The following is a 13,120-nucleotide window of genomic DNA, read 5'->3' as shown; positions in this document are numbered from 1 at the left end:
GATGACGACGGGCGGTCACGGAACTGACGGTGTCGAGCGGCGCGGATTGATGTTCGTGCTGTCCTCGCCATCAGGCGCGGGCAAGACGACGCTGTCGCGCATGCTGATCGACCGGATGCCGGGCTTGAAAATGTCGGTATCTGCGACCACGCGCGCGATGCGGCCGGGCGAGGTCAACGGCAAGGACTATACGTTTGTCGACAAGGCGACGTTCGATGCCATGGTGAAGGCCGACGAACTGCTGGAATGGGCGACGGTGTTCGACAACAGCTATGGTACGCCGCGCGGCCCCGTGGATGCGGCGTTGTCGGCCGGCCAGGATGTGCTGTTCGACATCGACTGGCAGGGCACCCAGCAATTGAAACAGAAGGCGCGCGCCGATGTCGTCAGCGTCTTCATCCTGCCGCCCTCGGCCGCCGACCTCGAGAAGCGCCTGCATTCGCGCGCGCAGGATTCCGACGAGGTGATCCGCAAGCGCATGAGCCGCGCCAGCGACGAGATGAGTCACTGGGCCGAGTACGACTACATCGTGATCAACCACGCGGTCGACGAAGCCTTCGCCGAGGTGCAGTCGATCCTGAAGGCCGAGCGTCTCAAGCGCGAGCGGCGGATTGGCCTCGTAGGCTTCGTGCGAAGTTTGCAAGGTCAGCTTCAAGGTTAGGCCGCGACAGGCGCGGCCCTTCCTTCGCCAGCTGCTCCAGCATCGTCGTGATCGCGTCGACATCGACGGCATCGGTATCCCGACCTGCCGGCGCGTCATCGCGATCCGCCTCAATTTCGTTGGCGGCAAGCTTGGGTGCAGCAGCCCGATCGAACAACTTGATCTCGACCTTGTCGCTTCTGGACTCGACCGGTTTTGCGGCCGGAGCGGCGGCACGTTGCCTGCGTGCGTCGATCAGCTCGATCTCGCGGCCGATCGCGGCGAGTTTCGTCGCCTGTCTTGTCGGTTGCGGACGTGCCGCATCGAAGTCGATCGGGCGGGGCGGCTGGGCGGCGGCCGGCGGTGAATCGCGCCAGGGCGCGTGGCTTCCGTCATGGTCCTGCGGCGCCCAATCGTCCCAATGCCCGCGGCGGTCGGCGGCCCTGGCGCGGACCCGTCCGCCGGCGAAGCGGTAGATGACGCTGGCGAGGATGCCGGCGAGCGCCAGCGCACCGCCGATCACGAGCATCAGCATCTGCAGCGAACCGCCGGACTTGTCAGTCGTGCCATCGGCCGCGGGCGGGAGCGGAGCAGGGGATTTTGACAGCTTCGCGTTTGGCTGCGCGGCTGCTGCAACCGTGGTTTCCGCCGGCTGATGCGCTGGCGCGGTGGACGCTGTGGAGGCCTCGGGCCAGCGCGCGGTCACGGCCGGCTGCTGCGCGTTGGTTTCGGCGACGCTGCTCGGCGGCTGCGGCGCGACCGCGGGTGCATTCGCTGCAGCCGGCGCGGGCGCGGCCATGTTCGGCGTGCCCGCTGCGGCACTCGTCTGCGGCGCGATATATTCCGCGCGCGCGTTCTGCACGGCCTGCGGCGGTGCTGCATCCGGCTCGGATGTATCGGTCGTCGCCTGCGCGGTCTGTGCGGCTTTGCCGCCTGCGGCGCGCAGATACCAGCACTTGCGCTTCGTCGTGCGATCGAGGCGGTAGTACCAGTGCTGGCCCTGCGGCGTGGCATCCTTCGGCGAAGCCAGGCAGTCGGGCGCCGCGGCGGCCGTGCTCGATGGCGTCGGCGCGTTCTGCGATACCGCGGCCAATGGCGCGCCCGCGAGGATGCTGGCGACGAGGGTCGAAATGAACTTTGCGGCGCGGTTGCCCATCCTGGTCTCCCGGTTACGCATGACGCAACTCTCAACGAGCCCCTTCTCGTCAAAGACTTGGGTGGCAATGAGCCGCAAATCCGGAGAGGATGTGGCTTGAATCGGGCCTGCGCGACGTTCGTTCCGCCCCCGGATGAGACTCTCCCAACGTCACGATCAGAGTTCCACGCCACGACCTGAGCCGGTTGACACGATCATAAGTCAGTACTAATCATTAGTAGTAACTTATGACAGGTCGAACAAGCGTGGCATGGGGCGGGGAGTGTCTATGGCTAAGGACAGCGCACAACTGGCCGCACTCGGCGATCCCACCCGCAGGCGGATCTTCGAGCTTGTCGGTGCACGGCCACGCACGGTCGCCGAGATCACGCGACAGCTGCCCGTGTCCCAGTCGGCCGTCTCACAGCATCTCAAGGTGCTGCGCGAATCCCGCTTGGTTCGTGCAGAGCCGAAGGGCGCCAGCAACGTCTATTACGTCGATCCGGCGGGACTCGGCCAGATGCGAGCCTGGCTCGACCGGTTCTGGAGCGACACGTTGGCCGCTTACAAACTAGCCGTCGAAAAACCATCGGAGGGATCCAGATGAACACACGTGTATCGATTGCGCCCGTCAAACATTCCATCGTCGTCGAGGCGCCGATCGAGCGCGCGTTCAAGGTCTTCACCGAAGACTTCGGCAGCTTCAAGCCGCGCGAGCACAATCTGCTCGCCGTTCCCATCGCAGAGACCGTATTCGAACCTCGGGTGGGCGGAAGCATTTATGATCGGGGGATCGACGGCAGCGAATGCCGCTGGGCGCGCGTGTTGGCGTTCGAACCACCCAATCGAGTCCTCTTGAGCTGGGACATCAGCCCGCGCTGGCAAATCGAGACCGATCCCGCCAAGACGAGTGAATGGGAGGTCCGGTTCATTGCGGAGACACCAAGCCGGACCCGCTTGGAGCTGGAGCACCGTCACCTCGATCGGCATGGCGAGGGCTGGGAAGGCGTCCGCAGCGGCGTTGACAGCGATCAGGGTTGGCCGCTCTATCTGCGGCAGTTTGCCGAACTGATTGCCGCCAAGCGTTGACGCGCTTCCTTCCGACGCCGCGTCATGACGAGGAGAGGCCCTGTCGGGCCTTGCTCCGATCGGGCCCGGAAACTTCTCACCTCCGCAGCCGTTATTTCGCGGCTGAGGAGACGTCATGCCGGTCAAGGATCAGATCAAGAACTTCGCCAAGAAGCTGGTAGAGGAGCAGCCCGATGCAGCGACGCTGCGGGGGCTGGTACGGGCCCGCAAGCCCACGGCCATGCACTTTCGCGATGACGGCATCGTGCCGAACCATCCGCGCTTCCCGGCGCTGCTATATCGCGGCGCGGTGAAGCTGAACGGTCGGCGCTTTCCGCCCGAGGTCGTCATCGACACGCTGTTCGACACCAATGGCTGGGGCCGGTCGTGGCGCGACACCGTGTACGACTTCGTCCACTATCATTCGCAGATCCATGAAGTGATGGGCGTGGCGCGCGGCACGGCGAGGATCGAGTGCGGCGGGATCAAGGGCCGCATCCTGAAACTGAAAGCCGGGGACGTGCTGGTCCTGCCCGCGGGCACCGGCCACCGGCTGATCGAATCCAGCCGGGACTTTATGGTCGTCGGCGCCTACCCGCAGGACGGCACCTATGACGAGTGCACCGACACACGCCAGCGTCCCGACGCGGTCAAGCGCATCGCCAAGGTCCGCAAGCCGAAGACGGATCCCGTGCTGGGGAGCGGCGGACCGCTGCTCGCCGCGTGGCGGTCCGCTCAGCTTAGATAATCAGGCGAGAAATCCGCAAGTCTGCGCAGCTCGTCGGGCTGGAGCAGTTCGATCTCGCTGCCGTCCCAGGCGATCAACCCGCGATGCCTCAGCTCCTGGATGGTGCGGTTGACGTGGACGATCGACAGTCCGCAGGCGTCCGCGACGTGACGCTGCGTCATCGGCATCTGGAAGCAGTTGCGCTTGACGAGGCCGACGATCTCCAGCCTTGCCGCGAGCTCGCAGATGAGGTGCGCGACCTTGGGCAGCGCCGCCTGCGCGCCGAGGCGGGCGATCCATTGCCGCGAGATGGCCGCGTCGATCAGCGTCTCGCGCCAGAAGGCGCGGGTCAGGTGGATCGAGCTGTCGAGCAGCTGGCGGAGCTGGCTGTGGGCGACGGTGCCGACGATGGTCGGGCCGAGCCCCACGAGATCCGCGTCCATCGGCGAGACCAGCAGCGTGTGCAGGCATGGCATGTCGCCGGGAACATGGAAGGCGAGGGTCTGGCTGCGATCGCCGACGATGCGCGACTGGTAGAGGAAGCCGCTGACGACGAAGACGCAGCGGCTCGCGGCCTCGCCTTGGCGCAGCACGATCTCGCCATCCGCGACCTGGCGCAGCGTGGACGGCAAGCCCGCGATCTGGCGGCGCTCGTCCTCGGACAGGCCTTCGATCGTCTGCAGACGGACGATGAATTTCGGATGTGGCATGGGCCTCGCGTGCAGCTTCAGCCGTCCCGCGGCACGGACGCCTCGGCCAGGCGACGCGACAGTTTCGCAAGCGTCCAGTCGGAAACCGGCACGGAGCGGAACTCGCGGATGGCGCGAGCGAGCTCCTGATCCGACATCGGCCGGACCGGCTCCCTCAGCGTTCCCTTCAGCAAGGCGTCGCTGATGCTGTCCAGATGCTCGCCGGCATCGGATGCGAACAGGCGCCGGATGCGCTCCAGGAGAGTGGTGCTTTTCATGTTAAGGCCGGCTGGTCCGAATGGGGGGAATGGGGTGGCTGCGATCGATGCGTCGCAAGCCGGTTAGCAACCTGTGCTTCCGATCTGCGTTCTAGTCCGCTGAACGCAAGCCGGACGTATCATTTGATAGAACCGGCGCGATTTTTGGCGGCTCCATGGAAAAGGCTCACGACGTGCTGATACGGAACCTCGGCGAGCACACCGCGCTCGCAGAGGAGGATATTGGCGAGATTCGCGCGTTGACCTTCATGCTGCGCGATTTCGCAACCAATGAGGATTTCATCCGTCAAGGCGATGAGCCCGAGCATTCCGCTTTGGTCGTCTCCGGCATGGTTGCCCGCTATCACCTGCTCGGCAGCGGGCGGCGGCAATATCTGGCGTTCCATCTCACCGGCGATCTTCCGGATGCGCAGGGGTTGTTCATCGACCAGATGGATCACGGGCTCAGTGCGCTCGGGCCGGCGTCGGTGGCGTTCATCCCGCACCGCGAACTGTTCATCGCGTTCCGGCGGCGGCCGACCTTCGCCCTCGCGGTCTGGCGCGAGACGCTGCTCGATGCCGCGATCTTTCGCGAGGCCATCACCAACAACAGCGCCCGGCCGATGCAGACGCGCATGGCGCACTTGTTTTGCGAGCTGTTCTACCGCGCCCGCGCTGCGCAGCTGGTGCGCGGCAATCGTTGCCGCATGCCGATCAGTCTCACGCAACTCGGCGAGACGCTCGGCATGGCGATCGCGACGGTGAACCGGACGCTCGCCGATCTCAGGCGCAGCGGCGCGATGGATCTTCGTGATGGCGAGCTGGTCGTGCTGAAATGGCGCGAGCTGCAGCGGCTCGGCGATTTCAGTCCGACCTATCTGCATCTGAAGCGGCAGTCGCCGCCGCATGCGTGAGGCGGAGGCATCAACCCTCCGCGGGTGCCGCTCCACCGCGCACCTCGTGGAAATGCTTCTTCACCCAATCGTTACAGCAGCAGGCTCTCGCTTCGAGCGCTGCTGCGTCGAGGATCAGGATGGCGCCGCGGCGGGTCGCGAGGATGCGCCGCGCCTTGAACATCTGGATGACGCGGCTGGCATAGCTGCGGGAGACGCCCAGCATGCCGGCGAGCTGCTCGTGGGTGAGAGGAATCTCGGCTCCGCCGATATGTTCCTGCGCGGACATGATCCACTTGGCGGCCCGCTGCTCGATCGAATGCGCAGCGTTGCAAGCCGCAGTCTGCAAGAGCTGCGCGAACTGGCAGTCGGCATAGCGCGCGAAGGCCTCCTGGAGCGTCGCCGATCTCTGCTGCGCCTGCTCGAGCGCGCGCAACGGCAGCCGCACCAGGGTGCCGCCAAACTTCACGACCATGCGCGAATAGGCGAGCGAAGGGCTGGGGCCGGCGGCGATGCCGACCGCGCCCTCGCGCCCCACCAGCAGGCTTTCGACCTCGCGATCGTCCTCGACCGGCACGGCGAACGACACCAGCGCGGGACCGCATGGAAAATGGACCGCGGCGACGTCGTCGCCGGCATGATGCAGGACGTAGCTCGCCTCGACGTCGATCGGCTGGAGGTGAGGCGCGAGCAGTTCGAAATCCTGATGATTGAGCTGGCGGAGCAGATCGTTCTGGGGCCGACCGGTCACATTGTGTTCTCTTGGGCGGGCCGGGAATCGGCGCCAGCGGCAAACCTACGTTTCCGCGGCGGAACCGACGGTTCCAAAGTGCACACAACGGACGTTCGAACGTTGAAAACCAGAGCACGGCGTCGCGGCTTCAGCGGGCTGGACGGCAGCGAGGATCGTCAGCCGCAGCGGACTTCGCGATCCCCCGTCAGTCGGCCCTGTGACGCAGCGGCGCGGTAAGCGTCGATCGCCCGGTTGGCGAGCATCAATTGCCGGCGCTCACCGGTTCGAAGCTGGGCCTCGATGGCGTCGAGCAGGAAGTTCGCGCTCGCGTCCGGCGGCCCGAGCTCGCCGCTCTTCTCCAGGCAGCTCCAGGCGATGAAGAATGCGCTTTCGACGGTGCAACGGATCGACATGCGCAGCCAACGCGGCGCGGCCGCAGGCGTTCCGTGCGGCGGGCGAGACTTGCGTCGGACCCGCCGCGCCGCGGTCAGTTCTTCAGGACGATGCGGCCGACGACCTTGCCGGCACGCAATTCGTCGATCCATTTCTGCACGTCGCCCATCGGCTCCTCGCGCATCGGCGTCGGCTTGATCTTGCCGGCGCGGGCGAGCGCCATCAGCTCGTGAGCCTCCGCGAGCGTGCCGACCATGAAACCTTCGATGGTCATGCGCTTGTAGACCCATTGCACCGTCGGCAGCGTGAACTGGCCGCCCATCAGGCCGGAGACCACGATCTTGCCGCCGCGCGCGGCAACGGCGACGGCAAAGGCCATCGACTTCTCGTTGCCGGCGAAATCGACGATCTCGTCGAAGCCGCCCTCGGTCTCCTTCAGGATGCGCTTGATCACGTCGGGCTCGGCCGGATCATAGGCCGCCGCCGCACCGTTCTTGAGGGCGGTCTCGCGCGCGGCCGGCGAGAGGTCGGCGACCGTGATTGGCTGCTTGAACATCGCCTGCGCGAACGACAGGCCCATCATGCCGACGCCGCCGAGGCCGATCAGCAACAGATTGCGCTGGCGCGGACGGTCGACCAGGCGCTTGAGCGCGCCATAGGCGGTGACGCCGGAGCACATCAGGGTGGCGGCCTGGTTGACGGGCAGGGGATCGTAGTCGAGCAGATATTTGGCGTCGGGGACCAGAACGTGGGTGGCGAAGCCGCCGTCGATGGAAACGCCGAGGAAGCGTTGCTTCACACAAAGATTCTCGTCGCCATTGGCGCAGTCGCGGCACTGGCCGCAGCCGATCCACGGAAACACCGCCTTCTTGGCGCCGACGAGGCTGGCCGGAACATCGGGGCCGACCTCGTCGACGACGCCCGCGATCTCGTGGCCGAGCGTGAAGGGCAGCGTCATGCCGCGCGTGGTGTCGAGCTTCTTGCCGCCGCCGAGATCGGCATAGCCGTCCTGGATGTGGAGATCGGAATGGCAGAGACCGCAGCGCTCGATGCGGACCAGGACCTCACGGCCTTGCGGCTTGGGCGTCTCGACGATGGTCTCGCACAGCGGCGCATCGAACTTGACCAGGGACTGCCGACGCATCAAGGCCATTTTCTTTCCTCCGGAATTCTTGGTTACTCGGTTTCGCTGCGTATATCCGCCAATTCACGCGCCATGGCAACAAAGCCCGAAACTGGAATGGTCTCGGCGCGCCGTGTCGCGTCGACGCCGGCGGCTCGTGCAAGCCATGCGGGGTCGACATTCAGTGATTTCAAGCTTTGCCGCAGCATTTTCCGGCGCTGGCCGAAGGCGGCGGCGGCGACCTGCTCGAGCATCCTGCGATCGCAGGCAAGCGGCTCTGCGCGCGGCTTGAGGCGCACGACCGAGGAGGTGACCTTCGGCGGCGGCACGAAGGCGGATGGCGCAATGTCGAACAGGATCTTGGTCTCGCAGCGCCAATTGGCGAGCACGCCGAGCCGGCCATAGGCCTCCTCGTCCTCGCGCGCGACGATGCGCTCGCCGACCTCGCGCTGGAACATCAGCACCATCATCTCGTACCAGGGCGGCCAGGGCTCGGTAATGAGCCAGTTGATGAGAAGCTGGGTCGCAATGTTGTAGGGCAAGTTGGCGACGATCTTGGCGCGTTCGCCCGCGAGCAGCGGGCGTGGATCGAAGGTCATGGCATCGCCATGCACGATCTCGAGTCTGCCCGGGTAGCGCGCGGAAATATCCTGCAAGGCGGGGATCGCGCGCTCGTCGTGCTCGATGGCGATGACGCGGCGGGCGCCGAGCGCGAGCAGCGCCCGCGTCAGCCCGCCCGGGCCGGGGCCAATCTCGACGATGGTGGAATCCTCGAGCGGTGCGGCCGCACGCGCGATGCGCGCGGTGAGATTGAGGTCCAGCAGGAAGTTCTGGCCGAGCGATTTGCGCGCCGACAGCGCGTGCTGGCGAATGACCTCGCGCAGCGGCGGGAGGTCGTCGATCGCGCTCATCAGCTTGTCGCAGCCGCCATGCGGCTGGCGAGCCGCAGCGCGGCGATCAGGCTCGCCGGATTGGCCTTGCCCGTGCCGGCGATGTCGAAGGCGGTGCCGTGATCGGGCGATGTGCGGATGAAGGGCAGTCCGAGCGTGACGTTGACGGCGTCATCGAAGGCGACGGTCTTGATCGGGATCAGCGCCTGGTCGTGATACATGCAGACCGCGCAATCATAGGTCCGTCGCGCCGCCTCGTGGAACATGGTGTCGGCGGGCAGCGGCCCTCTGGCCTCGATGCCGTCGTTGCGCAGCGCTTTCAGCGCCGGGACGATGACGGTCTGCTCCTCGTGGCCGAGCGAGCCGTCCTCGCCGGCATGGGGATTGAGACCGGAGACCGCGATGCGCGGCCTTGCGATGCCGAAGCGGGACTTCAGCTCGGTGGCGACGATGCGGACGGTCGAGACGATCAGCTCGCTGGTGAGCTCGCCCAGCGCATCGCGCAGCGAGACGTGGATGGTCACGGGCACGACGGCGAGCTGGGGCGACCACAGCATCATCACCGGCTGCGGCACGCGGCCGTTCTCCGCGGCGAGCTCGGCGAGGAATTCGGTATGGCCGGGATGACGGAAGCCGGCGCGGTAGAGCACGCTCTTGGCGATCGGGTTGGTGACGACGGCGCCGGCACGGCCCGCGCGCACGTCGAGGACCGCCTGCCGGATCGAGGCGAGCGCGGCCGGCGCGCTGGATGAATCGGGCTTGCCGGGCTCGGCGGTGGCGCGCTCGCCGGTCGCGACCACGGGCAGGGCGTCCGTGAACGCGGAACCCGCTTCACTGGGGCCCACCGCGGCGATCCTGATATCGGCGCCGAGCGCCTTGGCGCGGCGCGCGATCAGGGCCTCGTCGCCGAGCAGATAGAAGGCGGGCAGGTTCAGCTCGCCCCGCCTGAGCCAGGCCGCGATCGTGATGTCGGGGCCGATGCCGGCGGGCTCTCCCAGGGTGAGGGCAAGGGGCTTGGCTGCATGGGGCTTGGTTGCAAGAGGCTTGGCTGCGGACTCGGTTGAGGGCTCTGAGAAGGGCTTGGCCATCAGCGGTTGCGATATTCGATCATCGCCGCCTTGCGCAGCTCGTCGAGATAGGCCTTCTGCGTCTTCTCGTACTTCTCCTGATACATCTTCTCGCGGACCTCACGCTTCTTCGGCGTGTCGATCATGGTCGGCTTGCGCGAGCACAGCACCACCATCTCGATGCCGTTCTTGGTCATCTCGGGCGCGGTCAGGCGGCCGATCGGGGTGTCATCGAGCACCTTGCGCAGCGGCTCCGGCAGCTCCGCGGTGGTCTTGGTGACGGTGTCGCGGATGGTCGCGTTCGGTGTCGAGCGGAACAGCGAATTGGCCTCCTCGCAGCTCCCGACGCGGGCGCGATAGGACTCGGCTTCTTTCTTCCGGGTTTCCAGGAACGCCGCCGACGAGCCGCGCGGCACGATCAGCACGATCGGCTGCATCTTGTACTCGGTGCCCTCGATCTGAAGCTTTTCGCCGGTCTGCGCCTGCACGGCCTGCGCGACGTCGCGCTCGCCGACCAGCAGCTTCTCCTTGAAGCGACCGCGCACGAGGCTGCCCCAGACCATCTCGGCCCTCATGCGGCTCTTCAGCGTCTCCGGGCGGACGCCCTTGGATTCGAGCGACTTGGTGAGCTGATCCGGCGTGATGCGCATGCGCTGCGCCATGCCGTCATAGGACTGGTTGATGTCGGAGACGCTGGGATCGACGCCGTATTTCTTGCCTTCCTTGATCTTGACCTTGTCGTCGATCAGCACGTTGATGACCTCCTGCCGGCTGGGGGTCTTCTGTGTCGACAGCTGGTCGAGCTTGATGCGCTGCTCGATGTCGAAATCGGTGATGGGATCGCCGTTGACCATCACGGCGATGTTCTGCGCGCGCGACGGCGAGGGCAGGGCGGCCAAGATCAGCCCGGCACCGATGGCGAGAAGGAGGCGGAAGACAGGCAATGGCGTCGTCATGATGTCGCTCGCATGTCGGCCGCGTCGAGATAGGGCAAACGCGGCCGGCACTTCAAACCATTTACTGGAGGCCGGCGGAACTGCTGGACGTCGTTGAGTTCGCCAGCGTGCGCAGGCCGATTTGGAACATGAACGCGTGGCTCAGCGTGGGCGGTGCGGTGCCCGCCGAATAGCTATACGAAGTTACGTAATTCGCCGCCAGCACGAAGCAATCGTCGACATAGCCGGCACCGAGCACATATTGGTTGATCTTGTTGGTCTCGAGGTCCCAGCGCGCCGAGCCCGACACCACCCAGTTGGTCGCGACCTTCAGCGAGCCCGTCGTCAGGATGCCTTCGCGGCGGGTCAGATAGCCCAGCTCCGGCTGCTCTGCGTAATTGCCGTACAACACGCTGACCGACCAGCGATTGAAGTTGGCGCGGCCTTCCGCCTCGAAGCGCTGCACGTTCCAGGTCTGCTCGTCCATGCGGGAGCGGACGCTGAACGTGTAGGTGCTGTTCGGCGAGTAGTTGGCGCTCGCAACGTAATCCGACCGCGGCTTGTCGAGGCCGGAGTTGAGGCCGGTATTGATGGCATCCTGCACCGTGAAGGAGTTCAGGCCGAACAGGTGGTAGGACTGGCCGAACAGCACCTTAACGGCGCCGCCCCTGTCGAACTGCGTGGTGGACTGCACGCCGACATTGGCGCGGCCGCCGCCCTCGACGCGGTCGTAGCCGGAGAACTTGTCGACGCTGAACAGGTTCGAGGCGTCGAACACCAGGCTCTGGGCGTCCTCGTTCGGCAGCCTGCCGGCATAGGTCTCGTTCGGCCGGATGATGATCTGCGCGATCGGCTCGAGGGTGGTCGAGCCCCAGGGCTGAACGTTGATGAAGGGATAGCGGTACTCCAGGCCCAGGGTCGGCATCAGGCGGAACGCCTCGGTGTCGCCGACGGGCAGGTAGTTCGACACGCCGGGCTGGTTGGAGACCGAGGACCTGATCGCGTCGGCACGCAGGCTCGCGAACGGCGTCCAGATCTGGCCGAACGGGTCGGTGAAGGACTTGCGCCACTGCGCTTCCGCGGTGAGGCGGGTGTAGGTGCCGGGGAAGCCGCGCAGCAGGCACTGCGAGGGCATCCGCGCCAGCGGATCGGCCGATGCCGTGGTGCACAGGCTGTTGGTGTTGGCGAGCGTCGTGATCGGGTCGAACACCGCATCGTCGCGCGACAGGTTCACGAAATTGGTCTTGTAGCTGACCTCGCCGCCGAAGACGGGATAGTTGAGCACGTTGGAATAGTCGATCACCGGGTAGACGATCGGCACCTGGCTCTGGTTGCCCGAATAGCTCAGCCAGTACATCGTGCGCGCATCGAAGAAGCTGCGGTTGCCGACGCCGGTCAGATAGAGCTGCGACAGCGCTTCCGTCGGCAGCAACAGGAACGAGCCGAGCGGATCGCGGTACTGATAGAGCCGGTAGTCCGAGAAGAAGTAGTAGTCGGACATCAGCACGCCGTCCCAGCCCCAGACCCATTTGTCGTTGAGGGCGAACTGACCCTTGGTGTCGATGGCGCCGCGGAACTCGCGGTCGCCGGGCAGCCCGGCGAATGCTCCGGGATCGAGCTGGTAGATGCCGTAGGCACGGATCTGGTAGGCGCCGTCGATCAGGCGCTGGCGGAATTCGCCCTGCAGCAGCGCGCCTTGCCGCGACAAGAAGCGCGGGGTGATGGTTGCGTCCATGTCGGGCGCGATCGCCCAGTAATAGGGGACCTCGACGCCATAGCCCGTTCTGTCCGTGCCCGAAATATAGCCCGGCATCAGGAAGCCGGATTTACGCTTCACGGTCGGGTCGGGCGTCGAGAAATAGGGCATGTAGGCGAGCGGCACGCCGAAGAACTCGATCTGTGCCGTCTCGAAGTACAGCATCTTCTCCTGCTGGTCGTGGATGATGCGGGCACCCTTGACCTGCCACAGCGGCGGCTTCTTCGGATCGTCCTTACACGGCGCGCAGGCCGTGTAGACGCCATTCTCGAACACCGTGTAATTGCCGCTGGAGCGGTCGGCGCGGCTCGCGGCCATGCGGGTCTGGTCCGCCGTGTCCACGCGCAGCGAATCGACGAAACCGTCGCGGTAATCGTCGGAGAGATCCAGGATCTCGGCATAGGTGATCTTGCCGTCGGCATCCGTCATGCGGATGTTGCCCTCGGCATGCAGCCGCTTGGTCTTCTGGTCGTAGATGACCCGGTCGGCCTCGACGCTGGTGCCGTTGTAGAACAGCTGCACGTTACCGACCGCGGAGACGCGCGAGTTGTTGTAGTCGTAGTTCACCTCGGTGGCCTGAACCAGCATCTGGTTGTCGTTGGGGGCCTTTGGCGGCTTCGCACGCGGCGGCAGCGGATTGTAGGTGAAGCTCTGGGCCTTCGCCGGCGCCACGGCGGCAGCGTCGATCAAGCCGCCGAGCGAGGCAGCCGCGACGGCGGCAATCAGGAGCCTGCGGACGGACAAGTCGCGCCCGTTCGCGCGCACCCATGTGCGCCGCGTCAAACGAGACACGTGCCCTCGGCGGACGGCAGTC

General features: G+C 65.9%; 15 protein-coding genes. 5 read left to right on the top strand and 10 right to left on the bottom strand.

Translation table 11 applies throughout. From position 1 onward, the window contains the following. Position 1 precedes the first annotated feature (1 nt). Positions 2-661: a guanylate kinase gene (gene gmk, locus ACTEK7_RS05340; protein ID WP_036000695.1), complete on the top strand. Its 660-nt coding sequence runs from the start codon at positions 2-4 to the stop codon at positions 659-661. Here the strand turns inward: gmk and ACTEK7_RS05335 are convergent. Next, positions 594-1,796 (bottom strand): hypothetical protein, encoded by a 1,203-nt coding sequence (locus tag ACTEK7_RS05335; RefSeq protein ID WP_225146652.1) that lies wholly within the window; start codon positions 1,794-1,796, stop codon positions 594-596. The genes gmk and ACTEK7_RS05335 overlap by 68 nt on opposite strands. A gap of 268 nt (positions 1,797-2,064) precedes the next feature. On the opposite strand from ACTEK7_RS05335, the gene ACTEK7_RS05330 reads away from it, so the two are divergent. The 3 genes from ACTEK7_RS05330 (at position 2,065) to ACTEK7_RS05320 (ending at position 3,591) form a co-directional block, all read left to right on the top strand. Beyond that, the gene (locus ACTEK7_RS05330; protein WP_036000689.1) at positions 2,065-2,382 is read left to right on the top strand and encodes an ArsR/SmtB family transcription factor; all 318 of its coding nucleotides are present in this window, start codon (positions 2,065-2,067) and stop codon (positions 2,380-2,382) included. Next, a complete protein-coding gene (locus tag ACTEK7_RS05325) occupies positions 2,379-2,864 on the top strand; it encodes an SRPBCC family protein (protein ID WP_036000685.1) in 486 nt (161 codons plus the stop codon). Before ACTEK7_RS05330 ends, ACTEK7_RS05325 begins: the two co-directional genes overlap by 4 nt. Positions 2,865-2,979: 115 nt before the next feature. Further along, complete coding sequence (locus ACTEK7_RS05320; protein WP_036000681.1) at positions 2,980-3,591, top strand: cupin; 612 nt, start codon at positions 2,980-2,982, stop codon at positions 3,589-3,591. On the opposite strand, the gene ACTEK7_RS05315 is transcribed toward ACTEK7_RS05320, so the two are convergent. Beyond that, positions 3,579-4,280, bottom strand: a complete 702-nt coding sequence (locus ACTEK7_RS05315; protein WP_036000678.1) for a Crp/Fnr family transcriptional regulator — start codon at positions 4,278-4,280, stop codon at positions 3,579-3,581. The two genes, ACTEK7_RS05320 and ACTEK7_RS05315, sit on opposite strands and share 13 nt — an antisense overlap. 17 nt (positions 4,281-4,297) lie before the next feature. Beyond that, positions 4,298-4,537 carry a hypothetical protein gene (locus ACTEK7_RS05310; protein WP_036000675.1) on the bottom strand — a complete coding sequence of 80 codons (240 nt, stop codon included), beginning with the start codon at positions 4,535-4,537 and terminating at the stop codon, positions 4,298-4,300. 155 nt (positions 4,538-4,692) lie between these two features. Here ACTEK7_RS05310 and ACTEK7_RS05305 point away from each other — a divergent pair, with 155 nt between their 5' ends. After that, the gene (locus tag ACTEK7_RS05305; protein ID WP_036000673.1) at positions 4,693-5,430 is read left to right on the top strand and encodes a Crp/Fnr family transcriptional regulator; all 738 of its coding nucleotides are present in this window, start codon (positions 4,693-4,695) and stop codon (positions 5,428-5,430) included. 10 nt (positions 5,431-5,440) lie between these two features. Here the strand turns inward: ACTEK7_RS05305 and ACTEK7_RS05300 are convergent, their stop codons facing one another. The 7 genes from ACTEK7_RS05300 to ACTEK7_RS05270 form a co-directional block, all read right to left on the bottom strand. Continuing rightward, a complete protein-coding gene (locus ACTEK7_RS05300) occupies positions 5,441-6,160 on the bottom strand; it encodes a Crp/Fnr family transcriptional regulator (protein WP_225112265.1) in 720 nt (239 codons plus the stop codon). 158 nt (positions 6,161-6,318) lie between these two features. Further along, positions 6,319-6,555 carry a hypothetical protein gene (locus ACTEK7_RS05295; RefSeq protein ID WP_036000665.1) on the bottom strand — a complete coding sequence of 79 codons (237 nt, stop codon included), beginning with the start codon at positions 6,553-6,555 and terminating at the stop codon, positions 6,319-6,321. A gap of 74 nt (positions 6,556-6,629) precedes the next feature. Beyond that, the gene (locus ACTEK7_RS05290; protein ID WP_225146653.1) at positions 6,630-7,688 is read right to left on the bottom strand and encodes an alcohol dehydrogenase; all 1,059 of its coding nucleotides are present in this window, start codon (positions 7,686-7,688) and stop codon (positions 6,630-6,632) included. Between the two features lie 23 nt (positions 7,689-7,711). Next, positions 7,712-8,569: a 16S rRNA (adenine(1518)-N(6)/adenine(1519)-N(6))-dimethyltransferase RsmA gene (gene rsmA, locus ACTEK7_RS05285; RefSeq protein WP_225146654.1), complete on the bottom strand. Its 858-nt coding sequence runs from the start codon at positions 8,567-8,569 to the stop codon at positions 7,712-7,714. Next, on the bottom strand, positions 8,569-9,636 hold the full coding sequence (gene pdxA, locus ACTEK7_RS05280; protein WP_225146655.1) for a 4-hydroxythreonine-4-phosphate dehydrogenase PdxA: 1,068 nt from the start codon (positions 9,634-9,636) through the stop codon (positions 8,569-8,571). Before pdxA ends, rsmA begins: the two co-directional genes overlap by 1 nt. Next, positions 9,636-10,571, bottom strand: a complete 936-nt coding sequence (locus ACTEK7_RS05275) for a peptidylprolyl isomerase family protein (protein WP_036000650.1) — start codon at positions 10,569-10,571, stop codon at positions 9,636-9,638. Before ACTEK7_RS05275 ends, pdxA begins: the two co-directional genes overlap by 1 nt. A gap of 61 nt (positions 10,572-10,632) precedes the next feature. After that, a complete protein-coding gene (locus ACTEK7_RS05270) occupies positions 10,633-13,071 on the bottom strand; it encodes an LPS-assembly protein LptD (protein ID WP_370111964.1) in 2,439 nt (812 codons plus the stop codon). Between the last annotated feature and the right edge of the window lie 49 nt (positions 13,072-13,120).

This window comes from Bradyrhizobium sp. JHI2711, from assembly GCF_056156565.1.
The sequence above is the reverse complement of the archived record's forward strand: the minus strand, read 5'-3'. Positions and strand labels throughout refer to the sequence as shown.